This is a genomic window from Microcystis sp. LE19-84.1B (genome assembly GCF_027531875.1).
Classification (GTDB): domain Bacteria; phylum Cyanobacteriota; class Cyanobacteriia; order Cyanobacteriales; family Microcystaceae; genus Microcystis; species Microcystis panniformis.
Genome location: NZ_JAPZSR010000069.1, coordinates 1 through 24,560 on the forward strand (window position 1 = coordinate 1; position 24,560 = coordinate 24,560).

21 protein-coding genes are annotated in these 24,560 nt (G+C 42.2%); 8 read left to right on the top strand and 13 right to left on the bottom strand.

Annotated features, from left to right (window positions below; genetic code table 11):
* The 3 genes from O9324_RS03845 to O9324_RS03855 all read left to right on the top strand — a co-directional run.
* Positions 1-609: Rpn family recombination-promoting nuclease/putative transposase (locus tag O9324_RS03845; protein ID WP_288139521.1), on the top strand; the 609-nt coding region annotated here is incomplete at its 5' end.
* A 754-nt stretch (positions 610-1,363) separates the two neighbouring features.
* The gene (locus tag O9324_RS03850; protein WP_287628498.1) at positions 1,364-1,546 is read left to right on the top strand and encodes a DUF4164 family protein; all 183 of its coding nucleotides are present in this window, start codon (positions 1,364-1,366) and stop codon (positions 1,544-1,546) included.
* Positions 1,547-1,570: 24 nt separating this feature from the next.
* On the top strand, positions 1,571-2,923 hold the full coding sequence (locus O9324_RS03855) for a TIGR03279 family radical SAM protein (RefSeq protein ID WP_288139522.1): 1,353 nt from the start codon (positions 1,571-1,573) through the stop codon (positions 2,921-2,923).
* A 150-nt stretch (positions 2,924-3,073) separates the two neighbouring features.
* On the opposite strand, the gene O9324_RS03860 is transcribed toward O9324_RS03855, so the two are convergent.
* Positions 3,074-3,868, bottom strand: coding sequence for an MlaE family lipid ABC transporter permease subunit (locus O9324_RS03860; RefSeq protein WP_002769219.1), 795 nt, complete (start codon positions 3,866-3,868; stop codon positions 3,074-3,076).
* A complete protein-coding gene (locus tag O9324_RS03865) occupies positions 3,852-3,986 on the bottom strand; it encodes a hypothetical protein (protein ID WP_260441865.1) in 135 nt (44 codons plus the stop codon). The genes O9324_RS03860 and O9324_RS03865 overlap by 17 nt, the downstream gene beginning before the upstream one ends.
* Before the next feature lie 102 nt (positions 3,987-4,088).
* Between O9324_RS03865 and O9324_RS03870 the strand changes: the two genes are divergently transcribed.
* Positions 4,089-5,273 (top strand): class I SAM-dependent rRNA methyltransferase, encoded by a 1,185-nt coding sequence (locus O9324_RS03870; RefSeq protein ID WP_287628495.1) that lies wholly within the window; start codon positions 4,089-4,091, stop codon positions 5,271-5,273.
* Here the strand turns inward: O9324_RS03870 and O9324_RS03875 are convergent.
* The gene (locus tag O9324_RS03875) at positions 5,240-5,650 is read right to left on the bottom strand and encodes a VOC family protein (protein WP_288139523.1); all 411 of its coding nucleotides are present in this window, start codon (positions 5,648-5,650) and stop codon (positions 5,240-5,242) included. The genes O9324_RS03870 and O9324_RS03875 overlap by 34 nt on opposite strands.
* 630 nt (positions 5,651-6,280) lie before the next feature.
* On the opposite strand from O9324_RS03875, the gene O9324_RS03880 reads away from it, so the two are divergent.
* Entirely contained in the window at positions 6,281-7,090 is an 810-nt protein-coding gene (locus O9324_RS03880) for an SDR family NAD(P)-dependent oxidoreductase (protein WP_004163364.1), read from the top strand.
* A 61-nt stretch (positions 7,091-7,151) separates the two neighbouring features.
* Here the strand turns inward: O9324_RS03880 and O9324_RS03885 are convergent, their stop codons facing one another.
* Both O9324_RS03885 and O9324_RS03890 read right to left on the bottom strand, forming a co-directional pair.
* The gene (locus tag O9324_RS03885; protein WP_288139532.1) at positions 7,152-8,018 is read right to left on the bottom strand and encodes a 6-pyruvoyl trahydropterin synthase family protein; all 867 of its coding nucleotides are present in this window, start codon (positions 8,016-8,018) and stop codon (positions 7,152-7,154) included.
* 381 nt (positions 8,019-8,399) lie between these two features.
* Positions 8,400-8,945 (bottom strand): helix-turn-helix domain-containing protein, encoded by a 546-nt coding sequence (locus O9324_RS03890; RefSeq protein WP_002769227.1) that lies wholly within the window; start codon positions 8,943-8,945, stop codon positions 8,400-8,402.
* Between the two features lie 265 nt (positions 8,946-9,210).
* On the opposite strand from O9324_RS03890, the gene O9324_RS03895 reads away from it, so the two are divergent.
* Complete coding sequence (locus O9324_RS03895; protein WP_288139524.1) at positions 9,211-9,624, top strand: aegerolysin family protein; 414 nt, start codon at positions 9,211-9,213, stop codon at positions 9,622-9,624.
* A gap of 181 nt (positions 9,625-9,805) precedes the next feature.
* Here O9324_RS03895 and O9324_RS03900 read toward each other — a convergent pair whose 3' ends face one another.
* Genes O9324_RS03900 through O9324_RS03910 form a run of 3 tightly spaced genes read right to left on the bottom strand, consistent with a single transcriptional unit; the run spans position 9,806 to position 14,320 of the window.
* Positions 9,806-10,051 (bottom strand): type II toxin-antitoxin system HicB family antitoxin, encoded by a 246-nt coding sequence (locus O9324_RS03900; protein WP_288139525.1) that lies wholly within the window; start codon positions 10,049-10,051, stop codon positions 9,806-9,808.
* Positions 10,038-10,292 (bottom strand): type II toxin-antitoxin system HicA family toxin, encoded by a 255-nt coding sequence (locus O9324_RS03905; protein WP_043996790.1) that lies wholly within the window; start codon positions 10,290-10,292, stop codon positions 10,038-10,040. Before O9324_RS03905 ends, O9324_RS03900 begins: the two co-directional genes overlap by 14 nt.
* Positions 10,293-10,333: 41 nt before the next feature.
* The gene (locus O9324_RS03910; RefSeq protein ID WP_288139526.1) at positions 10,334-14,320 is read right to left on the bottom strand and encodes a magnesium chelatase subunit H; all 3,987 of its coding nucleotides are present in this window, start codon (positions 14,318-14,320) and stop codon (positions 10,334-10,336) included.
* Between the two features lie 441 nt (positions 14,321-14,761).
* Here O9324_RS03910 and O9324_RS03915 point away from each other — a divergent pair, with 441 nt between their 5' ends.
* Together O9324_RS03915 and O9324_RS03920 are read left to right on the top strand one after the other, a co-directional pair.
* Positions 14,762-15,319, top strand: coding sequence for a hypothetical protein (locus tag O9324_RS03915; protein WP_288139527.1), 558 nt, complete (start codon positions 14,762-14,764; stop codon positions 15,317-15,319).
* 202 nt (positions 15,320-15,521) lie between these two features.
* Positions 15,522-16,397: an N-acetylmuramoyl-L-alanine amidase-like domain-containing protein gene (locus tag O9324_RS03920; protein ID WP_288139528.1), complete on the top strand. Its 876-nt coding sequence runs from the start codon at positions 15,522-15,524 to the stop codon at positions 16,395-16,397.
* 51 nt (positions 16,398-16,448) lie between these two features.
* On the opposite strand, the gene O9324_RS03925 is transcribed toward O9324_RS03920, so the two are convergent.
* The 5 genes from O9324_RS03925 to O9324_RS03945 form a co-directional block, all read right to left on the bottom strand.
* On the bottom strand, positions 16,449-17,624 hold the full coding sequence (locus O9324_RS03925; protein ID WP_002769247.1) for a hybrid sensor histidine kinase/response regulator: 1,176 nt from the start codon (positions 17,622-17,624) through the stop codon (positions 16,449-16,451).
* A 286-nt stretch (positions 17,625-17,910) separates the two neighbouring features.
* Positions 17,911-18,357, bottom strand: a complete 447-nt coding sequence (locus O9324_RS03930) for a response regulator (protein ID WP_002785297.1) — start codon at positions 18,355-18,357, stop codon at positions 17,911-17,913.
* Positions 18,302-20,602 (bottom strand): sensor histidine kinase, encoded by a 2,301-nt coding sequence (locus tag O9324_RS03935; RefSeq protein ID WP_288139529.1) that lies wholly within the window; start codon positions 20,600-20,602, stop codon positions 18,302-18,304. Before O9324_RS03935 ends, O9324_RS03930 begins: the two co-directional genes overlap by 56 nt.
* Before the next feature lie 540 nt (positions 20,603-21,142).
* Positions 21,143-21,916, bottom strand: a complete 774-nt coding sequence (locus O9324_RS03940) for a hypothetical protein (RefSeq protein ID WP_288139530.1) — start codon at positions 21,914-21,916, stop codon at positions 21,143-21,145.
* A 343-nt stretch (positions 21,917-22,259) separates the two neighbouring features.
* On the bottom strand, positions 22,260-24,311 hold the full coding sequence (locus O9324_RS03945; RefSeq protein ID WP_288139531.1) for a M3 family metallopeptidase: 2,052 nt from the start codon (positions 24,309-24,311) through the stop codon (positions 22,260-22,262).
* Between the last annotated feature and the right edge of the window lie 249 nt (positions 24,312-24,560).

A 24,560-nucleotide genomic window follows, 5' to 3' on the forward strand; every position in this document is an offset into this window, starting at 1 on the left:
AGGTTTTATTCCCGTTTCTTCAGTGAAATCTTCCTCTATCTCCACCAAACGGACTTAAGCAACAATTGGCAGGGAGTAGTTATTTATCCTCGGCGTTCAGTGGAAAGCGTAGAGACGGCTCGTTATGGGGAGTTAATCAACTCAGGCAGGATTTTACGTTTTTATCTCGAGGAATTAAGGGAAGGGGAATCCCTGGGAATATCGATGTTACAGTTAATTATAGCACCCACCGCAAGAGCGATCGAGCAGGGAAAACAATTAATTCCACGGATTAGAGAAGAATTACCTAAGGTCAAACAACAGCAAGAACTCTTAGAATTGATAGAGACAATCTTGGTTTATAAGTTACCCCAAGTCAGTAGAAAGGAGATAGAAGCGATGTTTAGTTTAAGCGATTTAAAACAAACTAAAGTGTATCAGGAAGGTAGAGAGGAAGGTAGAGAGGAAGGTAGAGAGGAAGGTAGAGAGGAAGGCCGACAAGAAGGCGAATTAGCGGCAAAATTAGCCTCTATTCCTCGTTTATTGGCATTAGGATTAAACTTTGAACAGATAGCACAAGCTTTAGAATTAGATATCGAACAGGTTAGACAAGCAACTCAAGGGGAATAGGAAAAGTTCAAAGCGATCGCACTAAGGTTAGATAGCGTATCATGCTAAACGACTTTTGTGCTATAGCAGAGAGACTAGCTGTGTCATCATTAGACATCTCCGAAAACGCAGGGACAATTCATGAATTTTACTCCAAAAATGTAGGGACAATTCATGAATTGTCCCTACCAACGGTTTCAGATTACGCATATTTAATTTTCGGAAATATCTATTCTCTATCATCATTTCTTAAAACAATTATCCCATTTTTGTATATATCCGTAAATCCGCCAGTTGCTATACACGGACTACCGACTTGCCATTGATTATTAATTGGCATTACTTGTTTAAATATTGTCATAGATCCAGTGAGAGTATTAACTGGACTAGCTATTACTGCTTACTGCATGGCAACCAACAAAAATGTGGACAAAGCTTTAATCATATACAACTTCAAAACTAATACAAATATTCCACAACGCCTTATTGTATTTTTACTGAAAATTTTTTATAACATTTTTAAATTATGTACGTTATAACTATTAAGATTATTAAACTAATCTTAGTATTTTAGTATTAATTACTTTTTTGTTGGTGTTATAATATTTTTAACTTTATTTAAATAAAAGTCATGCAAAAAATACAAGTGATTCCAAGAAAAGGTAGTTCCAATTAATCTTAACCCCTAATAGGGATTGAAACTTGGAGGCAAAAATCAGCGATACTGATATTGAGATCACGATGGTGAATCCAGAAGAGATAAAGGAGAGAGAAAATGGCTAACGAAACCGTCACTTATTCCCTAGAAGCAGTTCTGACAAGGATTGAGGGGAAAATCGACTCTCTGGAAAAACGGATCGATGAGAGATTTGATCAGGTAGATAAGAGATTTGATAAGATAGAAGAACGGTTGACAAAAGTGAGATGTAGCCAAAGACTCTCTGGGAAATGCAGTTAAATAATTGGATGGCGACCTAAAAATATGAGTGAATTAACTATTCGTCCAGCTAAAATTACTGGTGTCATCCCAGATTCGATCGCCGCCGAGGTGGGTTTTGAAATCGGGGATGCGCTCGTCTCTATCAATGGTAATCGTCCCCGGGACTTAATCGATTATCAATTTTTATGTGCCGATGAATTTTTAACCCTAGAAGTGCTTGATAGTCAGGGCAAAACTCATCAAGTAAAAATCGAAAAAGATTATCATGAAGACTTAGGTTTAGAGTTTGAAAATGCCCTTTTTGATGGCTTAATTCAGTGTAATAATAAATGTCCTTTTTGCTTTATAGATCAACAACCAGAGGGCAAAAGAGAAACTTTATACTATAAAGATGATGACTATCGCTTAAGTTTTCTCTATGGCAGTTATTTAACCTTAACTAATCTCACCTCAAAAGAATGGCAGCGGATCGAAAAGATGCGAATATCACCGCTTTTTGTGTCCGTTCATGCCACGGAACCCGATCTGAGGATTCGTCTCTTAAAAAATCCCCGCGCTGGTCAAATTTTAGACCATTTAAAATGGCTACAAGCCAGACAATTACAAATTCATGCCCAAGTGGTAGTTTGTCCCAATATTAATGATGGCATTCATCTCGAAAGAACCCTGTTAGATCTGGTTTCTTTTCATCGGGGGGATATTCCCTGTGTGGAGTCGGTTGCCGTAGTTCCCGTGGGATTAACCCGCTTTCGTCCCCAAGAAGATGAATTAATTCCCGTTAGCCAAGAAAAAGCGCGAGAAGTGATCGAACAAGTCCAAACTTTACAAAAACAATTTCGTCAAGAATTTGGCAGTAATGTGGTGTGGTTAGCCGATGAATGGTTTTTAATTGCCCGAGTCGATTTACCCCCTCAATCTCACTACGAAGACTATCCCCAAATCGGTAACGGAGTTGGCTCGATTCGTCAATTTATTAGGGATTTCCAGAAGACAGCCAAGAAGTTATTACCTGCTCAAATTACTCCATCTAGACGGTTAATATGGGTAGTGGGAAATGCGGTAGAACAAGCTTTTCAACCCCTAGTTAAACAGTTAAATAAGGTGCGGGGTTTAACCGTGGAATTAGTGACTTTAAATAGTGATTATTGGGGGCAGGAAATCACGGTTACGGGTTTATTAACCGGGCAAGATATTCTCAAAGGATTACAAGGTAAAAATCTTGGGGATGGGGTTTTATTACCCTCCCTCATGCTCAAGCATGGGGAAGCGGTATTTTTAGATGATCTCACCCTAGAAACTGTTATTAATCAGTTAGGAGTCCCTATTTATCCAGTTCTGGGAGTGGAGGAATTAATTAAAACTTGTCTTACTCTCAATCCCTTCAACAAATCCTAATCTTGAGAATAGATAATTATCAGTAATCGGTGATCAGATTTGAGTTTTTAGTGAGCGGTATTAGGTATTAGATATTAGGTATTAAGTAGAAAATTGCCGTTTTCTTGGCACTGATAACTGATAACTGATTACTGATAACTGATAACTGTCTTAGCCGATTTCCACATTACCTGTCCCTTGAAACATCAGCCAAGAGAGGAAAAAATTAGCCACAAAAATCGCTAATAAAGAAGTTACCACAGCCGTGGTAGTAGATTGACCAACTCCTTTAGCACCGCCGGTGGTGGTTAAACCCCAACTGCAGCCGATAATAGCAATTAAAATCCCAAAAATAAGGGACTTGAACATAGAACTAATTAAATCCCATGTTTCCAGAAAATTTTGGGCTGATTGTAAGAATAGGGAATAGGAAATACCGTAAAGACTATCAGAAATCAATAAACCACCGAGTAATCCCGTGACTAAAGAGATAATAGTGAGCAGGGGTAACATTAAACTACAGGCAATCACCCGGGGAATGACCAAATAATCGATCGGATCGGTTTTTAAAATATATAAAGCGTCAATTTGTTCTGTTACTCGCATTGTACCAATTTCGGCGGCAAAAGCCGAGCCAACTCTCCCCGCCACCACCACCGCGGTTAAAACTGGGGCTAATTCCCTGGTTAAAGCCAAGGAAAGGACTCCCCCAACAAAACTACCCGCCCCAAAAAAAATAAATTCTCTGGCTACCTGAATAGTGAAAACCATACCCACAAAAGCAGCAGTAATTAGGGCAATTGTCAAGGATTCTGGCCCAACAATACTCATTTGTTCCAGAGTATTACGCCGGTGGATTTTGCCATTAAGAATATGTAAAAAAGTTTGTCCCGCTAATAAACCGGCAGCCCCCAAACGTTGGAACCATAAACTTAAACCACCGGCAGCATCACTTTTTCTTGGCATTTGTCGAGGGAATATCGCTAAAATCTAACTTATTATAGGCGAGAATTCCCTCTGATACTAAATCCGTTGAGTAACGCACAGAAAACGGGTTTCTCCGAGAAACCCGTTTTCTACTCATGTGCCACTCCCTCGAGGGATAAGAAACTATGGTTTTGCGCTGCTGGCAGGGGATAATAGAATTGTCTAGTAGCCGTCAGCTATCAACCCTGATTCTTTATCCATGCCAGATTTAGCGAAAATTATCCTGAGAAACCATAAAATTGATGCTGTTAAACGATTCCATCCTTGGATATTTTCCGGGGCGATTAAAGAGATGGAGGGAGAAGTCAAAGAGGGTGCTATCGTGGAGGTTTATAGCGATCGAGGCGAATATCTAGCCACTGGACTGTATAATCCTAGCAATATTGCCGTTAAAATTCTTTCTTTCCCAAAAGTCAGCGATATTGCTCAATTATTTCTCGAAAAATTCCAGAATGCCTATCAGCTGCGACAACAAATCGGTTTAGTGGATAACCCGAAAACTAACTGTTATCGTTTAATTAACGCTGAAGGGGACGGTTTACCCAGTTTAATCGTCGATTGGTACAATGGCACGGCGGTTATTCAAGCTTATTCCCTAGCTTTATACCAACGTCTCGATCTGATTGTCGATTGCCTGAAAACTATCTACGCTGACAATTTACGGGCAGTTTACGATAAAAGTGCCGCAGTTTTGGCGAAAAGCGCCCATATCTCCGAGAATAAATACTTATTTGGTCAAAAAACCGGCGATGAGGTGTTAGAATCCGGCCATCGCTTTATTATTGATTGGGAAAAAGGACAAAAAACGGGATTTTTCCTCGATCAAAGGGAAAATAGAGCCTTATTATCTCAATATTGCCAGAATAAACGGGTTTTAAACACTTTTTGTTACTCTGGCGGCTTTTCCGTCTATGCTATGCAAGCGGGGGCTGCCCTAGTCGATTCCGTTGATAGTTCCCACGGTGCGATCGATCTTACCGAAAAAAATATCGCCCTGAATAATCTCAGTCAAGTTCCCCATCAATCCTACAGCACCGATGTTTTTAACTTTCTGCGCGACTGTCAGGAGGATTACGATCTGATTGTTCTCGATCCCCCCGCTTTTGCCAAAAGTATCCAATCCCGTCATCAGGCGGTTATGGCTTATAAAAGATTAAATTACCAAGCTTTCCAGAAAATTCGCCCCCACGGTATTATTTTCACCTTTTCCTGTTCCCAAGTGGTTAACGAAGAACATTTTCAGGGGGCTGTCATGGCGGCAGCCATTGAATCGGCTCGCCCAGTGCGAATTTTAGCACGTTTAAGCCAACCAGCCGACCATCCCACCAGTATCTATCACTCGGAAGGTTCCTACCTGAAAGGATTGGTTTTAGCGGTGGATTGATGGAAAATTAAACGATTACCATCGGGATCATAGATGTAGATTTCCGGACCGTGGGAAGCTTGGCTAATTTCTCCCCTAGCACCATAGCCGATTTCGCTCCAATGCTCGATCGCTTTTTCGAGACTCTCCACCTCGAAACAAATGCTCATGCCACTGCCACTAGAATCGCTAAATTCGTCTCTGTGGGACTCTTTAGGGCAAAAAAGACCTAATTTAAGGTTAATCAGCCTAAATTCCGCATAAACGGCGGCAAGGTAGGGCTTTGGTTCCTGTTGCAACAGTTGACGATAAAACTGTACCGAGCGATCGAAATTACTCGTGCCTAGGGCAATAAAAGCCTCTGTGTAATTGAATGGACTATCGGGGGGGTTATTCATTGGGTTTGGCGATTAGGAGAGGGGAGCAAGTCCTGTGGGGGCGAAGCATTCGGGCATAACCTATCGCTGAAACCGTAGATTTCCTATCCGAGATATGCTTCGCCCCTACTTTTTCAGCATACTCTACCTAGGGCTGGCTGAATAAATCTAAAAACCTTGTTGGATAAGGCTTTTAGACTTTTTTCCCCTGAAAAAGTGCTGACCATTGGAGTGAGCGGGGGTAAAATTCCGGGACTTTTTCCCTGAAAATTAGGTAACTGACTACCTCAAAATCGGTAAAACCCCACACCCCACACCCCACACCCTGCCCCCACCAACAAACTTTTTCACCATACCCTACCTATATCTGCAAGTCCCCTGGGGTTTCCGTCGGATCGAGGATCACCCTGAGCGTTCATCCGATCGAGTGATTTTGCGGAAAAGTGTTAAAAAAGATTGCTGTTTGTAAAGACAACTGTTACCGTGGGTTCAAGAGTGCGCTTTGAAGGAGGAAAAACCCCATGCACCCTAACCTATCCATCTATCCCCCGATTGCTTCGCTACTTATGTAGGGCATAGATGCACAAATCAAAGATTTCAGAAGCAAAACCAATAAATTCCCGTACTGTTGCTTAAAACAGGAGTTTGATCATGAAATTACAGGGAAAAACTGCTCTAGTCACGGGGGCATCCCGGGGTATTGGACGAGCGATCGCCTTAGAATTGGCCCGACAAGGTTTAAGCAGAATTGTGATTGTTGCCAGAGATCAAGAGCGATTAGAAAAACTAGCCAAAGAAATTGAGTCCCTAGGGGTCATTGCCACACCTTTAGCCCTAGATTTAACCGAAAATGACCTTGTTAGTCCTTCAATTATCCGCGTTTGGCAAGAATGCCGTGGCATTGATATCCTTGTTAACTGTGCCGGTATTGCCCATCAAACCCCCTTTCTGCGATCGCAATTTTCGCAAGTGCAAGCAGAAATATCTTTAAATCTGATGGCCATGTACACGGTTACTCGCTTAATTGCCCGCCGGATGGCAATTCGGGGACAGGGAACCATCGTCAATGTTTCCAGCATGATGGGTAAAATTGCCGCTCCTAGCTTCGCTACCTACTCGGCCACCAAATTTGCCATTTTGGGTTTTAGTCAAGCTCTCAGGTCGGAATTACGGGAACACAACATCAAAGTTGTCACCCTCTTACCCTCTTTAACCGATACGGATATGGTGCGAGAATTGCAGTTATTTCGATGGTTAAAACCGATGAGCGCCGAAGAAGTCGCCCAAACTCTAATTACCGGGTTAAATAGGGAAAAAACGGAAATTGTCGTCGGTTGGCAAAGTCATCTAGCTCTTTGGTGTCAAAAATTGGCCCCGAAACTGCTCGAGAAAATTGTCGATTTAGCCTCTCCCTTACGCCAAAGCAAAGGAAAGCGAGGATGGCGAGAAGTGTTTAACTAGGGTTTAATTAAATCCCTCAGGGTGAGCCATGCTCACCCTAATCACCTTAACTAACAGGCAATTAAACGGCTGTCAGGGTTTTTTCTAGAAGTTGTCGGGGAGTTTGAACCGAACCACGACAGTGGATTTCCGCAGAATTATTGGGACTTTCAATCAGTTTAACTTTATCTAATTCGGCTCCTAATTGGCGGATCCGTTCCTCTAATAGTTGAGCGATATGTAGGGCAATATTTTCCGCGGTGGGAACCACTTCGGCAAAGTAGGGAATATCCTTATTTAAAAAAGCATGATCGAAGGGTTCCACTACCAATTCATCGATCGCTTTTTGTAAATCCCCTAGATCTACAATCATACCGGTGCGGGGATCAATTTCTCCCGCCACGGATACTTCTAGGTGATAATTATGACCATGACCGTTTACCCTGGCGCATTTGCCGTAGATTTCCGAGTTTTGTTCGAGGGTTAATTGCGGTAAAGCCAAACGATGGGCGGCGCTAAAATGGGTTTTGATAGTTAAAGTTGCTTCCATATCTTTTCCTTGATATTCTGCCCACAATTCGGGGTGTTCAAATAGTTGAATTTTGACCAATGGTAAATAGGGTGTTAATCTTTGCCAGATAACTCTAGCGATATTTTCTGTGGTGGGTAGGGTTTGCTGAAATTCTGGCCAGACTTGATTGAGATAGGAGTAGTCTAATTGACTGGTTATCTCTCGTTTAATTACCTGTTTCACGGTGGAGAGATTTTCCACCATGCCATAAAGATTGAGTTCTTTGTATAGGGAGACGTATAATTCGTAATTGTGACCATGACCGGGAAAACGGCTACCAAGACCAAAAAGTCTTTGATTTTCGGCTTCGTCCCATTCTGGCAGATAATAGCGATGGCTGGCTGAAAACCGCGCTCGACGATTGATGATGCAATCCATAAATGTGGGCGATCGATGACTTTGTAAAGTTACGTTAAGAGTAACCCCTTCTAGCATAAACCAGTTTTGTCCCCTCCGGCTTGCAGACCGGGGAAAGTTATCCCTCAATTCTGGCATAATGCGATCGCTGTGAGTCGAGAGTGAGAAAATTTATCTTTGAGAAGGTAAAGGAATTTCTTTTTTACCACTAAAATAAACTTTCTCTATCCATAACTTTCTAGCTCCCTCAATTCTTCTTTAGGAGCAATCGAGATGGGATACTTTAGTGGGCAAAAAAGTAAATTCGTAGGTCGGGTTGAGGTGACGAAACCCGACAGAAACCCTCAGTTGTTGGGTTTCACTTCGTTCAACCCAACCTACGCAAAAAGAGCTACCTGCGGATTATTTTTGACTATCCCGGATTTTTCTAACTTCTAGAATAGGTAAATCGAGAGCTTCGGCGATTTGTTCCGAGGTTAATCCAAGTTTTACTAACCGCGGGATCGTGTCTCGCTTGGTTTTCTTTTGGATAGAATCGATGAAAACTTTATCATCGGGGATGAGTTCGTTGTTGTTCTCTATATCTCTAAAAGAACCAGAACAAAGATTAAGCTTTTCGATTTTAATATTGCCTACAAATTGAGAGTTTTTAGCAATTATTCTTTCAATAGTCGCACGAAAATTAGATTTATTAATATCTTCTCCTAATGTATCCGAAAGAAGTTGCCAGAGTTTGTAGGCTTCATCTTTGGCGTGACCCGTACTACAGTTATACTCTTTCGCGATGTCCGCGTATTTTTGTCCGTTGAGAACTCCCTTAAGAATTGCGAGTTGTAGGCTATCGATGTGTTTCCCCGTCGAGGAGAATATTAACTCGTCTAGGTAGCCGGCTAGTTCTTGGGGATTCATACCTGTATCACTAATTCCGTGGCAGTCTCTACCCGTCATTATCTGACAAAAACCGTCTTTTGTAAATATTGTTGAGAAAAGTACCGCCTTTATCCGTCTTTTGCTTACTTGCCTCGATGAAATTTTTCGCTCACAATTTAAACTTAGTTGGTTCGGGTCGTTCATTAGTTCGGTACTCGTTGATTACCTCATGGATTACGAGTGATACTTGTGATCCTAAAAAACTTCAATCACAGAATTTTGCGAGTATTTTGTGTCTCGCCAGAACTTTCAGAAAAACCATTCATTCTATTAGGAGTTAATCATGGCTTACGCGCAATGGGTTACTATATCGATTTATCCTTCAAACTACAGGGCAACTCTTAAGAATGTTTCACATTCTTGGGGCAAGTTTTACAGTGACAAGAAAGATGACGAAATCGCTCCAGGCGATATTGAAGGCCATGTCATTGAGTCTGGACAATCTTATACTATAAACGCCTGCGGTCGATCAGACGCAGCTTCAGGAACCGAGGGATCTTTTGATATTTATGACGGAGACGTGAAGGTTGGTACATACACATGGGATTGTCCTTGGGGCAGTAAAGATAATTCATCTCAATGGAATCCTAGTGGACCAAACCCTCCACTGAATAACTATACTACACAACAAACAGGTGCGAACCTAAACTCCGGTGCCCTCGGCAATATAACGATCGTGACAACAAAGATCCGGTGATCTAATACAGCTAGTAAATTCCTAGGTCGGGTTGAGGTCACGAAACCCGACAGAAACCCTCAGAAACCCTCAGTTGTTGGGTTTCACTTCGTTCAACCCAACCTACGCAAAAAGAGCGGTAAATCCGATCAAGAGCGGGGTACAATAATCGAAAGTTTGAAATTTTCTGGTATTTTTTGAGTTATCTTTTAGAAGGGATGGGAATGTCTTTTTTACCACTAAAATAAACCGTCTCTATCCATAATTCTCTCGCTTCTTCAATATTAATAATCACTTCCTCTAAAGTTTCCCCCTGACTCATACATCCGGGTAAATCTGGAATTAACGCGGTGTATCCGCCTTCTTCTTCGGGATAAATTGAAATCGGATATTTAAGAGATAAAAAGTATTCTAGAGGTGGACGTTTCAGTGCTTTATCGGTTGTCATCTTGCCAATTCTCCAAATCTAATACTTTAACAATCTCTCTAAGGTAAGTTCGTTTAACTTTATTTCCTCCCTTCTTCGGAATAATCATCACGTCTCCCGAATCATTTTCAAAAGCGTGGTGGCTACCTCTAGAGCGAATTTCTCTATATCCGAACGCTTCTAAAAGATATTTTACTTCCTCGAAACGAACATCGGGGGGATAGGACAGAAACTTTTCGACTAATTTACTGAGTTTACCCATTGAAATAATTAAGGTGGGCAATGCCCACCTTACTTTAGATTCTACTCGATTCCTTCGATGCGGTCCTCCACTTCTTGATAAAGTTCCTGTAAGCGGTCTAAATTCGACTGGGAAGTTTCCCAGTAACCGCGACCATTAACTTCTAGCAGGGTTCCCACCATCTTGCGGAAAGAGTTGGGATTGAGATTCATCAGACGCTGACACATTTCCTCATCTTGAATAAAGGTGGTGTTGACATCTTCATAAACCCAATTATCCACCGCGTCAGCAGTTGCAGACCATCCCATGGTATTAACTAAACGCTTCGATAATTCTCGGACTCCTTCGTAACCGTGACTTAACATTCCCTCGTACCATTTGGGATTGAGTAACTTGGTGCGGGTATCCAAGCGCACGGTTTCCGACAAAGTACGCACTTGAGCGTTAGCGGTGGTAGTATCGGCAATATAGGCCGCCGGTTTTTTGCCATCATCGCGTAAACTAGCCACAACCTTCGTCGGATCCGAGTCGAAATAGTGGGAAACATCGGTTAAACTAATCTCGCTAGAATCCAAGTTTTGGAAAGTTGCCTCCGCAGTTTTTAAAGATGCTTCAAACAACTGACGATTATCGGCCATCATCCCCGGATTATCAGAATCGAAAGCAAAACCCTTGCGGTTGAGATACATATTCTGTAACTCTTTTTCGTCTTCCCAACTGCTATTTTCCACCGCGAGATTGATGTTAGAAGAATAGGAACCGGAAGCATTAGAAAAGATGCGGGTGGCTGCCTGTCGAACCGTTAAACCCATTTCTTTTGCTTGTTCAATAGCGTGTTTGCGGACATAATTCACCTCTATCGGTTCGTTTGCTTCCGCGGCCATTTTTACGCCTTGGTCAAGCAAGTTCATCTGATTGATAAATAAATCCCGGAAAACACCAGAACAATTGACCACCACATCAATGCGCGGTCTTCCTAATTCCTCTAGGGGAATTAACTCCAATTTATTCACCCGTCCCAAAGCATCGGGAACGGGACGAACTCCCACCATCCAGAGAATTTGTGCTAGGGATTCCCCGTATGTTTTGATATTATCCGTTCCCCAGAGAACACAAGCGATGGTTTCCGGATACTTACCGCCATTATCCAGTTTTTGCCGTTCTAACAGACGATCCACCACAATTTTAGCCGATTTTACCGCCGCTAGGGTCGGAATAGACTGGGGATCTAAAGCGTGGATATTTTTACCCGTCGGTAAAACTCCGGGGTTACGGATGGGGTCGCCACCCGGTCCAGGAAGAACGTATTCTCCTTCTAATGCTTTTAATAGCGCCCCTAATTCATTATCGGCACAAACCTGTTCTAAACAGAATTCTAGGTATTCAAACAGGGGTTTTAACGCTTCCGGATCAACTTTTGGATAACCCATCGACCGTAAAGTTTCGATCCAAGGTGATTTCTTGCCTATATTCAAGAAATTCAGCTTAGAAAGCATCGATACCCGACCTTCCGCGTCGGTTTGAGACTCGACTAAAGCGGAGACGGCAGCGCGAGTCGCGAGGGTGATGTTTTGCAGTAGTTCCACATCTTCTAACACACCTCGATCGCTATTGCGATAAACTTCCTCTAGATCCCGGCCGATGCTGTTGGCAATAATTCGGGGTAAGGAGAGTAAATCGTCCTCTTCCCGGTCTAAACTGGCAATATTGACCAAAGTTGCCACCGCTTCCAGCGCCGAGGGGGGTTTCCCAATAACGTGCAGTCCGCAGGGAAGTAAGCGCGATTCAATTTCCATCAGTTTACGATAGACGGAACCGACGATATTATCCCGTTCCTCTTGACTGAGATGGGCGGTGTCACCATCAGGTAAACTTATATCTTTGTCAAGATTGACCAATAAACATTTATCGACAATGGTATTGACAATTTGCACCCCACGCCCACTATCTTTCAGGGTTTGGTAGGAACCGATCAACTCGCTTAATTCCTTTAACCCTTTGTAGAGTCCGGCATTTTCTGCGGGGGGAGTGAGATAGGAGATAGTTTCCGCATAACTACGACGTTTAGCGATCGTCGCTTCGCTGGGGTTATTAGCGGCATAATAGTAGAGGTTGGGAATCATCCCGATGAGGTTATCGGGGTAGCATTCCCCAGACATTCCCATCTGTTTCCCCGGCATAAATTCTAGGGAACCGTGGGTGCCAAAATGGAGAACCGCATCTGCTTTCCAAACTTGATTGAGATAGGTATAGTAGGCTGCAAAACCGTGGTGGGGACTAGCAGAACGAGAAAAGAGCAGACGCATGGGATCCCCTTCATAACCGAAGGTGGGTTGAACCCCAATAAAGACGTTACCGAATTCTTTCCCGTAGATTAAAAGATTTTGTCCATCACTGTTGAGGTGTCCCGGTGGTGGTCCCCAATTTTCCTCTAAACGGACGGAATAGGGGGTTAAGCGTTCGTATTCGGGTACGGACATCCGATAGGCGATATTTAGCTCCGGACTATGGTACTGTGCGGTGGCATCATGGATTACCGCTGCCATCAGTTCTTGGGGAGACGCGGGTAGATCCTGCAAGTCATAACCATTATTTTGTAACGCTTTCATCACTTCGTAGATGGAACCGAACACATCTAGATAGGCTGCGGTTCCCACATTCCCTTTATCGGGGGGGAAACTAAAGACGGTGATGGCGACTTTTTTATTCAGTTTCGGTTTCTTTCTTAGAGTAGCCCATTTTAGCGCCCGTTGAGCGATCGCTTCCACCCGATCCTGTAAGGCGATCGCTTTACCCGTGGCCCCATCCCGGCCCGATAATATAATAGGTTCGATCGCACCGTCTAATTCCGGAATAGCAATCTGTAGCGCCACTTGAATCGGGTGTAAACCCAAATCGCTTTCTTCCCATTCCTGGGTGGTTTGGAAAACTAGCGGTAACGCGCACATATAGGGACGATTGAGACGTTTTAAGGATTCTATCGCTTTCGGGTGATCTTGTCGCGCTGGACCTCCCACTAAAGCAAATCCTGTCAGGGAAATTACCGTGTCAACGATGGGAACCGCTGCCACTCCTTTTAAGCTTTTATCCCAGAAATATTCTTCTACCGGTTTAGAAAAGTCTAATCCCCCGGCAAAAACAGGAAGGACTCGCGCACCCATAGACTCGAATTCCTGCACGAGAGCGACATAATGAGCGTCATCACCAGTAACGAGGTGAGTTCTCTGTAAAATTAAGCCAACACAGGGAGCTAAGGGGTCTTTTAGGTCATCGGCAATATCACTGCGGTTATTGTACCAAGCGAAGTATTCCTTGACATCCTCGAACATTTTCATGGATAAAGGATGCCAGATACCCAGATCTGGATAAACTACCGGTTCCTTGTAAACTACGCTGTCATCCTTGTTATCAAAGACGTACTTATCGGCCAACATTAACAGGAAGTTCTCTAAATTTTCTGCCGAACCCCCTAGCCAATACTGGAAACTTAACATAAAGTTGCGTGCGTCCTGAGCTTTTTCCATGGGGAGGTATTTCAGGACTTGCGGTAAGGTTCGCAATAACTTTAACATCGCGTCTTGGAAACCAGCGCCGGAGTTTTCCCTGCGCTTTTTCATAAAGTTAGCGATGACACTCTTAGACTGTCCCAATTGGGCCATGGAAAAGCAACCTAATTTATTTAAGCGCATTACCTGGGGCATGGAGGGAAAGACGATCGCCGCATCTAATTTATCCCGATGGGGACTGACAGCGGCCACAACTTTATCGGCTAAATCTTCGATAAAGATGAGAGAAGCGATGAAAATATTAGCTTTGGCTACATCCTCTTGAAAATTGCGATAATTTTCCCCATCGCGCAGTTCTTCGATTAAATAACCACTAATTTCGATCGCTAGTTTCGGGTTGTTAGCGTTGATTTCCCTGACCGCACTACTCAGCGCACTTTGGTACTGAGGTTCTAGCACGACATAGACCACCTTGACCAGCGATCGACCATTCAACGCGTCAGGAACTATGTGACGAATGGTGGACTTGACGTGAGTGAACATATATGATGGTTCTCCTTAGAATTGCTGAGTCTGGTATGAAGTGATTTTCGTCATCTGATGATGATCGCCCTTTGTTTAAGGTATTTAGATATATATGTTTCTGTTTTGTATCAGAAAATGTCACCCAAGTGAGTATTTACTCTGGGTTTTGACACAATTCGATAAATATCTTGCCATATTTTGTAACAGATGGTAAAGAGCTTTTTGAGTAACTACTCAGGCTTTTCTTTACAAAAATTAATATTTAATCTATTGACTTTTAATTACAAAAATGTTAAAGGTTAGCACCTCAGACGAGATGTCCCTGTTCAAAGATGATCAGGGTGAGTATCTGATAATTCTCTGTAATTAATTAAATTATATTAATTTTCTTGAAAATACTTGACATTCCCCCCCCTATGGTACTTTACGCAACTGATAATGTTTTTTTCTTTGTTTTGTATGTTCTTCAAAACCTCTGTAGCTGTTGCCGCTACCGCCATCGGTTTGGGTACTCTTTCCTTGGCTGCCCAAGCCGCTACCGTTCGTGTTCCTTTGACCTATACTTATAGTTCTGGACTTTCCTCCGGTTCTGCGGGAACTGGTTATTTTGACATCGATGATAGTTTGTTAGGACCGAATACTTCTATCCTTTTTCCTGGTAACGTCAACGACCTGCAAGGGTTTTCCCTCACCTTTACGGGTTTAGCCTCTAGTCCCTCGACAACCACCTTTGCCCTAGCTAATTTAACGAATTGGCTCTTTAAGACCAACGGGACAGGAACAATTATTGATGCTAACTTTGATAGTAGTCTCAATGCTGATGGTTATGACTTAGCTCCTGCTGAAGTTTTATTCGGTCTTCTTATAGACCCCCAAGGAGGTGAATCATATTATCAAATCACGCTGGGTACTCCCGGTCCGGTACCGGTACAATCCACCCCTGAACCGGGTGGCGTTGTGGCCCTATTGGGGTTAGGGTTGGGTGCCTTGGCTTCTAGAGGTAAGAAACGGGGTTAATGAGAGGTGGCTCTTCTAGGTTCTGTGTGATCTCGCGTAGCGAGCGCGTCGCGACCAGTTTAACTTACATAGGATCGATCTTTGTGTCCTTTGTGTCTTTGTGGTTCGTTCCACCCCCTCGCTAGGAGAAATGTATCTTAGAATACATTTTACCCACCAAACCTAGGAGAGCCCCCTAATTATTTTCAGTAAATAATCGAAAATGTTTTTTAATTGGATAACTTTACCCTATTTATTAATTAATCCTGTTTTAATTCCCTTGAGTATAGCTCGATCGGAAACTATTCTTGTTCGAGAAGTCAGGGATCCTAATTATCAAAAACTGGTGCAGTACGCTCAAAATCAACAACTCGATCGCCTAGCTATGCCTGATATAATTCAGAATATAGCCACTCAATTTTTAGGAGCAAAATATCAAGCAGGATTACTCGATCGCTCGGCAACAGAAAAATTATTTATCTCTTTAAAAGAGTTTGATTGTTTCCTCTTTGTGGAAACAGTTCTCGCTTTGAGTCACAATTTTGCTTTAAAAAATTATCAATATTCTGCTTTTAGTCAGCAGGTTTTAAATCAGCGTTATCGCCACGGTATTCTCGACGGTTATTGTAGTCGTCTGCATTACTTTTCCGATTGGATTAATGACAACCAAAAACGAGGTAACGTAGAAAATATTACTCAAAAATTAGGGGGAATTACTCTTGACAAAAAGCTCAACTTTATGAGCAAAAATCGCCCTCTATATCCCCAGTTAAAACCTCAAAGTAATTATGATTGTATTCAACAGGTAGAACTGCAATTAGAAAGCTTATCCTTAACCTATATTCCTACCGCTAAGATTAAAGATATTTATCCACAACTGCAAGCTGGCGATATTATCGGTGTCGTGACTAATATCCCTGGTTTAGATACCACCCATACCGGTCTAGTTTATCGCTTTCCTGATGGCAAAATTGGCTTAATTCATGCCTCTCCTGCTGGTCAAGTTACCATTGCTAAAGACCTAGAAAAATATATCACTAAAGTGGACAAGGCCATCGGTATTTTTGTGGTTCGTTCCCTTGATCCAAGAAATAGGTAGATAGGGAGCGAGGACAGAAAAAAAAATTGTGATCTCACCCTATTATTCATCTCAATTTAGGTGTTCAATGTCGGTAATAATCGGTAGAATCACCGTGATCTTTGTGCCTTTTCCTTCCTCACTTTCCAGGTAAATTTGTCCTTTATGCGCTTCCACACAGCGTCCGACAATGGCTAATCCTAATCCCGTCCCTTGAATATTATCGACATTGCTACCGCGATAAAAAGGTTTAAATAAATGTTCTTGATCTTTGCTGGGAATACCAATGCCTCGATCGACAATTTTAAAGACTACCTGCTCGGATTCGACGATAATCTTAAATTCTACGGGGTTTCCTTGTGGTGAATATTTGATAGCATTTCCCAGTAAATTTGTCAAGATATGTTTAATTAAATTAACATCCCAAAGTCCTCTTTCTAAGCTGCCCTCAACTTGGAAAATAATTGCTGATTGGTGTTCTGGCTTAACTATAAAAGATTCTACCAATTTTTGACAATAATCAAGCAAATCCACCGGATCAAATTGACAGTATAATCTCCCGGAATCGGCCCTACCAATTAATAACACTTCTGTGAGCAATTGATCCATGTCTTTAATGGCCGATCGAATCATGCGAAAATAGCTAACTTGCTGATCTTTTGTCAACCGATCGCGACTTTCTTCTAATAATCCAGCCGAGAGTAAAATTTTATTTAAAGGATTGCGAAAATCGTGGGATAACATGGAAACAAATTCAGTTTTTAACTGATTTAATTCCTGCGCTTTTTCCAGTTGATTAGTGCGTTCAATCACGCTCATTTTTAAAGCTTCGTTGGATTCTCGTAAAGCTTCCTCCATCTGTTTTCGCTCGATCGCATAACATAGCGATCGAGTTAAAATTTCTAAACTTACTTCTCTTTTAATTAAATAATCCTGCGCTCCCTGACGCAGTGCTGCCAAAGCTAAATTATCATCATTAGTATTAGTTAAAACCACGATCGGCAATTTCGGAGCCGTAATTAAAAGGGGAGCTAAGGATTCCAAACCTTGACTATCTGGTAAAGTTAGATCTAATAAAATTACATCAAAATTTGTTTGTTGTAACAGAGAAATTGCCTCCGATAATCTTGACACATTAACCAGATGAAATTCTTTTTTTTCATTACCCTTAAGAATTTCCTTTAATAATCGAGCTTCGGCTAAATTATCCTCGATTAAAAGAACTTTTATATCCTGCGAGAGTCCCATTTTTTAATCAAGAGTTAAAGAGATTTGGGAAGTTAGGAAGTGGGAAGATTTTTCAGTGTTGCCAAAGGCACGGCGTAGCCGTCCAGTAATCAGTAATCAGTAATCAGTGAAAAGAAAGCTCAGAACTTGCCCCTTGATAAGCCATTAAGCAACTCTTGCAACAGTAAAGGGATTAGGGGAGATGTAGCTCATCTAAGGATAGGCGATTAAGATGCGTCTTAGCTTACTATTAACTGAAAACTCAAACCTGATAACTGATAACTGATAACTGATAACTGATAATGATTCACTCCCCAGGTAAAGTAGCGGTTTCTAACCAAAAAGCTTCGATATTTTTGACAATTTTGAACAAATCGTTGAGATTGCGCGACTTGGTTATATAACAATTAACGTGCAGTTCATAGCTATAAAAAATATCCTCCTCGTTGCGAGAAGTGGTTAAAACCACCACAGGAATTCTTTTTAAGCTGGGATCGTTTTTGATTTCCGCTAATACCTCCCGTCCGTCTTTTCTGGGTAAATTCAGATCAAGAAGAATCAGATGAGGACGAGGAGAATCGAGATACTCCCCTTCTCGACGCAGATAATCCATGGCGTTGACACCGTCCCTAACGATAACTAATTCATGCGGGACGGTGCTAGTTTTTAATGCCTCTTGGATGAGGCGAATATCAGCTTTACTGTCCTCCACTAATAAGATAATTTTGTGTGGCACGTCCTCGCCAGCGCTCACGCTCGTTACCTCCTAGGGGAATTGTAAAATAGAAAACCGCTCCTTTGCCTAATTGGGATTCTACCCAAATTCGTCCGCGATGACACTCGATAATTTTCTTACAAATCGCTAAACCCATACCTGTGCCGGGGTACTCGTCGCGGGTATGTAGTCGTTGGAAAATCACGAAAATGCGTTCGGAAAATCGGGGATCGATACCAATTCCATTATCGGTGACAGAGAACAGCCATTCCTCCTCTTGACGTTGAGCAGCAATATGAATAGTGGGGATTGCTTTTCCTCGGAATTTAATGGCATTACCGATGAGATTTTGGAACAATTGCATTAACTGGGTTTTATCTGCCATGACAATTGGCAAAGGATCAACGGTGATTATAGCTTGACTTTCTTGAGTTCTCCCTTTCAGGTTAGCGAGAGCTTTTTCCAGTGCCAGATTAGCATCAATGGTATTAAACTCTACCGCCTGCATATCCACTTTTGAGTAAGCCAGCACATCATCTATTAATGTTTGCATCAAGCTGACACCTTCGACGGCAAAAGTAATAAATTCTTTAGCATCTTCGTCCAGTTCTTCGGTATAGCGCATTTCTAGCAACTGCACATAGTTGGCGACTTGATTGAGGGGTTCCTGTAAATCGTGGGAAGCGACGTAGGCGAATTTTTTTAATTCGGCGTTTGATAGTTCCAAATCCCGCGCCAAACGTGCCAATTCATCGGCTTGTTTTAAGATGATATTGACGATCGCTTTTCGTAATTCTAGTGCGGCGTTAATTTCTACTGCTTTCCAGGGTAAAGATTTCAGGCGAACGGTTTCTTTCCAGAGGGAGAAAGATTTACGCGGACAGAGACGAATATTACCATCTATGGCAGTCGTTTCGATCGCTTTACCCGGATCACCACCCCAGTTGACGGTTTGAATTACTTCCGGACGAAACCAGAGGAGATAATTACGTTTAGAAATAGGAATTGCTAGTAAACCACTGGCAATATCTTTAAACTTACCCGCATCGGTATAAATTCGCGGTAAGGAATTGGTATAGTAAACATCTTCATGGACGTTTTTTTCTAGCCAAGTAATCAGATAATTTAGTTCTTCTTCGCTCGGTGTTACTCCAATTAAGGTATAATTGCCGCCTAAACAAATAGCGGCTCCCGTGGCTTTAGTTAGATCAAGCAGATTCGGTTTATGGGCAATTAATCCATCAATAAAGTTATTAGCTTCAGCCATATAATCGATTAATTGCGATTGCACAAAGTTTAATTTCACTCGATAGTCATAATCCTCGGTTTCTTCCCGTGCTGATATTTCCGAGAAAATTACCCTTCCTAAAAACTCACAAGCTTTACGCAGTTCGTAGGGTACATATTTGGGGGTGCGGTGATGACAGGCAATAATGCCCCATAGACGTTTATTTTCAATCAGAGAAATGGTTAGAGATGCTCCCACTCCCATGTTATGCAGGTATTCTAAATGACAGGGAGAAGCACTTCTCAGACTGGACAGGGTTAAATTTAAAGGTTGTTGAGTTTCGGGATGAAGACTAGGCACTAGATCGACGGGTTCAGAGGTGGCATCGGGAATCTGTCGAATCCAATTAGCACTTAATAAATTTCGTGCCGGGAGAGGGATATCGGAAGCGGGATAACGTAAACCGAGATAGGGTTCTAGTTGCTCTATTTTGTCTTCTGCTATCACATCACCGTTATCTTCTTCGTCGAATTTGTATAACATAACTCGATCGAATCCTGTCATTTTTCGCACTTCTTTAACGATGATATTACAGAAATCTTTCAGGTTACGGGTGGCTTCAAGTTTATCGATCGAAGTTTTGGCTAGGTGATAAAAACTCAGGAAAGGAATGTTTTCATAGGAAATAGCCGGTTCTAACTCTAAAATCAGTATTTGTTCGGCGTTACGGTGGAAAATAGCATCAAAGACGGCGAAATCATCCCCTTTAACCCGCGCCCAAATTTTGGAGGGATTGATAGCATCAAAATCGTTATTTTCTATGGCTGATTTTAGAGGATCGATCTGAAAGGGATCGAAGATTTCCTCTAGGGTTTTACCGATAATTTCCCCCGGAGAAATCCCCAATAAACTGCGGCTATTACTGCTAGTTTGGCTGACTTTTAGCTCTGGTTCGCTGAGAACTAAAAGCACTCCGTGCGGTTGAATTCGGTTATAGAGATGGATCGGTTCCCGTTCGATCGAAGTTGGGTTAATTGTCTCGGTTAGAACTTCCATGTGTATTTCCCCCAGAGGATTTTTGCCAAGTTGAAAACTCTTTGTTTATTAAAACTATTTCTTCTCACTTCCAAGGGGCGATCAAGAATAAATTTACTTATCTTAATCCCAGGCCATCAAAAGTAATAAAACTTTAATTAATCAGTTATCTATCGATCGAGCAGTTCTGTTCAGTTCCCTTTATTATAATCAGTTTTTCTCTGATAATCTATGGTCATTTGTTAAGAATTAAGATTTAATGTTACAAGGGACAGATAATTCTTAATAAAAATATACAGTAGGGTGTGTTAGCGAAGCGTAACACACCCAAATCTAAGATTTAAAGGCTCTTCGTTACTTGGTATGGTTCGATAGGGGGGCATAAATCGACTAAATCCTTATCTGGCAAGAGACTTAATTGATTAGTTCGCTTTAGATAAAAAACAATTGACAAAAATCGCCAAATGCCTTTCTATATAAGGGTTCCATTCCTTATAACCCCCGTCGATTGCATAAGACAAACCGAAGAGCCGATTTAAATATGATAGCAACCCTTTTTTGTTAATTACCTGGAGGCAAAAAATTATTATTGGTGAACATTTCTGCCAGCTTATAAACATTGACAGGGAGACTAATTAACGGATTAATTTTTTGTGCTTTTTCTGGAACTATTTTTGTTAAAAATTCACATAACTTTTGGGATATATTGTTCTTAGTTTCCTTATCTTCACCTTCGACTTGATTAATTCCCACCTCGGTGAGGGTAGCCAAAATTTCCTTGCGAAGACCATTATAGCCAACGATGTAAAATTTGTTAAGAGCTTCCAGGACTTCATTTAATTTAATCAGCAGAAATTGTTTAAACCCTTGCGTAATTTTGCTATCTTCAATCATTTGAATTAAACCTAATATTTCTTCCCTTAACCTGTTCAAATCCTCTTTGCTTAAATATATTTGCTCAACATCTTCTACACAAGAAGAAAGCCAATGTAGGGCGAGCCAGTCAGGAGAGTTTAATGGCTCTAAGAAAGAATTTGACCAAGACATTTCAAGTCTTGAAAATACACTAATTAATTCATCCTTAATTTGTTTCATAAGTTCTTTATAGGAAGACTGTTTTCTTGAAGGAAAATATTGTAGTTGATCTTCTATGTGATAAATAAGCTGTAGTAATTGAATCAACCCTTTCTGAACAGAATCAGGGTCATTTTCCACTTCCATGGCTCTTGAGAAAACTGTTTGAACTGTTTCGTCAGTTTTGTCTTGAGAACATCTTTGTAGGATAATTAATAAACGTTCGGCTGGATTATGAATCGGTAGAGTAGATGATTCCATAAATTTTATCAAAGGCTAGATTGGTGATGTATAGAACAATAGTATTGTAACCTATCATTGTCTATTTTTACTGGATTGTTTCAGCAGTCAAGTAGGGTGCGTTAGGCAATCCCTTGTTTTTCGGGAAAAAATCAAGAGCTAAATATTGCCGTAACGCACCACAAAGAAAAGTTTTTGGTGCGTTACGCTACGCTAACACACCCTACTGGATTGTTTCAGCAGTTAAGTAGGGTGCGTTAGGCAATCCCTTGTTTTCAGGGAAAAAATCAAGAGCTAAATATTGCCGTAACGCACCACAAAGAAAAGTTTTTGGTGCGTTACGCTACGCTAACGCACCCTACTTTTATAAGCCGCTATGACGGAGGAGAGGCTCGGTAATAGGTTCGCGACCGCGGAAAGCTTTAAAAACATTCATAGGATGAGAACTTCCCCCCATAGCTAAAACAGTATCGCGAAAACGGCGACCGATCGCTTTCACTGCTTCTTCGTTATCTAATCCCACTTCCTCGAAAGCGGCAAAAGCATCGGCACTGAGAACTTCTGCCCATTTATAACTATAGTAACCCGCCGCATAACCGCCAGCGAAAATATGCCCAAAAGAACACAAAAAAGCATCTTCCGGTAGGGGAGGAATTATCGTCGTCGTCGCCGCTAAACGCTGTCTGACTTGTTTAGGAGTTTCGCCGCCATTGGGTTGATAACGATGGTGTAATTCCAAATCTACTAAAGACAAATGTAGCTGACGCAGCATGGCCGAACCACTCATATAATTCTTAGCTAGGAGCAGTTTTTGGTAGTAATGTTCGGGGAGAGTTTCACCAGTTTCGTAGTGTTTGGCCATACTCATTAAAGTAGGGCGATCATAACACCAATTTTCCATAAATTGACTGGGCAATTCCACCGCGTCCCACTCAACGTTATTAATACCCGCCGCGCCAGAATAATCCACAGTGGTTAACATATGCTGTAAACCGTGGCCAAATTCGTGAAATAGGGTAGTTACCTCCTCAAAGGTCATTAAACTGGGGTTTCCGTCCACTGGAGGCGTTTGATTGCAGATTAAATAAGCCACAGGTAAACGCACCTCGGTGCCGGTTTTGGCGCGACCGATACAGACATCCATCCAAGCGCCGCCGCGTTTTTCGGCGGGACGACTGTAGGCATCGAGGTAGAAATAGGCGATTTTTTCGCCCTTTTCGTCGTTAATCTGGAAATAACGCACCTCGGGATGCCAGATAGGTGCTTTACCGTCGGCAGCGATAATTTCTACCCCAAAAATCCGTTTAGCGAGGCTAAATATGCCTTCTAAAACCCGTGGTAGGGGGAAATAGGGGCGTAATTCCTCGGCACTAAAGTTAAACTTGGCCTGACGCTGTTTTTCTGACCAATAGGCTATATCCCAATGCTTGAGATCGTCGGTTCCCGCAAAAGTTTTTAAGGCCTCTAAATCCTGTTTTGCCGCTTCGTAGCTTACTTGGCGCAAATTGTCAAGCAATTTCTCGATTTCATCCACAGAATTGGCCATTTTCCGGGCAAGACTGACCTCGGCGTAGGTACTATAACCTAAAAGATGGGCCTGTTCCTGACGAAGTTGCAAAATGCGATCGATTAAGGGATTATTATCCAATTCTCCCAGATCGGCCCGACTAACGTAGGCTTTATAGAGTTTTTCCCGCAATTCCCGATTATCGCTGTACTTCATAAAGGGGAAATAACTGGGAAAATCGAGGGTAATCACCCAGGGACCAGTTTCGGTGCCGGCGTTAGTTTCTCCTTGGCCCCGGGCGGTTTGGGCGGCTAAACTAAGGAGACTAGGGGGTAAACCGGCGATATCTTCTGGGGTTGTTAGTTTCAGTTGAAAAGCTTTGGTGGCATCGAGGATGTTATTGGAAAATTTCGTGGTGATTTCCGCTAATTCCAGTTGAATCGCGTTAAATCTGTCTTTTTTCTCCCCTAGCAATCCCACCCCAGCCAATTGAGCATCCCGCAGGGAAGCTTCGACAATGCGCTGTTGTGCCTCGTCTAATTGCCCCCAGCTTTCCCCTTGGCGCAGGGACAAAAATGCTTGATAAATGGGTTTACTTTGGCTTAAACGGCTAATAAACTCGACTACCTGCGGTTGTACGGTTTCGTAAGCTTGACGCAATTCTGGGCTATTTTTTACCCCCATCAGATGACCGATAATCCCCCAACTCCAGCTTAAACGTTCTTCAATCCGGGTGAGGGGTTCGACTAATTTTTCCCAGGTGGGGGTAATCTCTGCTTCTAGTTCGGTTAATTCTCTGGCCAGTTCCTGCAAAAGTTGCGTCATCCCAGGGACAATCAGGCCAGGTTGGATTTGGTCAAAAGCTGGTAATCCTTGACCGGCAAGCAGCGGGTTACTGGTGTTCGTCATAATTGTTGGTCTGCAAGGGCGAGTAATCTGTATCTTTTACTACCCTAACCCAAATCCCCGACTATCTATCCGGGCGATCGAGCGCCGGAGCTTTTTCAGTGGGGTGTAGGGTGTGGGGTGTGGTGCGATTCGTTGGCTAGAAACTAGACAGTAAGACGTTTAGAGGATTAGCCGCTTGGTAAATGTAGTACCTTGATAACTTTATAACCATACAGGTGCGGGTTAGTAATAACCTTAGTCCTGTCCTCT

Bases quoted from the DNA above. Each gene is read 5' to 3' on its own strand.
- O9324_RS03850 (WP_287628498.1), top strand. From the start codon at position 1,364: ATGGCTAACGAAACCGTCACTTATTCCCTAGAAGCAGTTCTGACAAGG.
- O9324_RS03855 (WP_288139522.1), top strand. From the start codon at position 1,571: ATGAGTGAATTAACTATTCGTCCAGCTAAAATTACTGGTGTCATCCCA.
- O9324_RS03860 (WP_002769219.1), bottom strand. From the start codon at position 3,868: ATGCCAAGAAAAAGTGATGCTGCCGGTGGTTTAAGTTTATGGTTCCAA.
- O9324_RS03865 (WP_260441865.1), bottom strand. From the start codon at position 3,986: ATGAGTAGAAAACGGGTTTCTCGGAGAAACCCGTTTTCTGTGCGTTAC.
- O9324_RS03870 (WP_287628495.1), top strand. From the start codon at position 4,089: ATGCCAGATTTAGCGAAAATTATCCTGAGAAACCATAAAATTGATGCT.
- O9324_RS03875 (WP_288139523.1), bottom strand. From the start codon at position 5,650: ATGAATAACCCCCCCGATAGTCCATTCAATTACACAGAGGCTTTTATT.
- O9324_RS03880 (WP_004163364.1), top strand. From the start codon at position 6,281: ATGAAATTACAGGGAAAAACTGCTCTAGTCACGGGGGCATCCCGGGGT.
- O9324_RS03885 (WP_288139532.1), bottom strand. From the start codon at position 8,018: ATGGATTGCATCATCAATCGTCGAGCGCGGTTTTCAGCCAGCCATCGC.
- O9324_RS03890 (WP_002769227.1), bottom strand. From the start codon at position 8,945: ATGACGGGTAGAGACTGCCACGGAATTAGTGATACAGGTATGAATCCC.
- O9324_RS03895 (WP_288139524.1), top strand. From the start codon at position 9,211: ATGGCTTACGCGCAATGGGTTACTATATCGATTTATCCTTCAAACTAC.
- O9324_RS03900 (WP_288139525.1), bottom strand. From the start codon at position 10,051: ATGACAACCGATAAAGCACTGAAACGTCCACCTCTAGAATACTTTTTA.
- O9324_RS03905 (WP_043996790.1), bottom strand. From the start codon at position 10,292: ATGGGTAAACTCAGTAAATTAGTCGAAAAGTTTCTGTCCTATCCCCCC.
- O9324_RS03910 (WP_288139526.1), bottom strand. From the start codon at position 14,320: ATGTTCACTCACGTCAAGTCCACCATTCGTCACATAGTTCCTGACGCG.
- O9324_RS03915 (WP_288139527.1), top strand. From the start codon at position 14,762: ATGTTCTTCAAAACCTCTGTAGCTGTTGCCGCTACCGCCATCGGTTTG.
- O9324_RS03920 (WP_288139528.1), top strand. From the start codon at position 15,522: ATGTTTTTTAATTGGATAACTTTACCCTATTTATTAATTAATCCTGTT.
- O9324_RS03925 (WP_002769247.1), bottom strand. From the start codon at position 17,624: ATGGGACTCTCGCAGGATATAAAAGTTCTTTTAATCGAGGATAATTTA.
- O9324_RS03935 (WP_288139529.1), bottom strand. From the start codon at position 20,602: ATGGAAGTTCTAACCGAGACAATTAACCCAACTTCGATCGAACGGGAA.
- O9324_RS03940 (WP_288139530.1), bottom strand. From the start codon at position 21,916: ATGGAATCATCTACTCTACCGATTCATAATCCAGCCGAACGTTTATTA.
- O9324_RS03945 (WP_288139531.1), bottom strand. From the start codon at position 24,311: ATGACGAACACCAGTAACCCGCTGCTTGCCGGTCAAGGATTACCAGCT.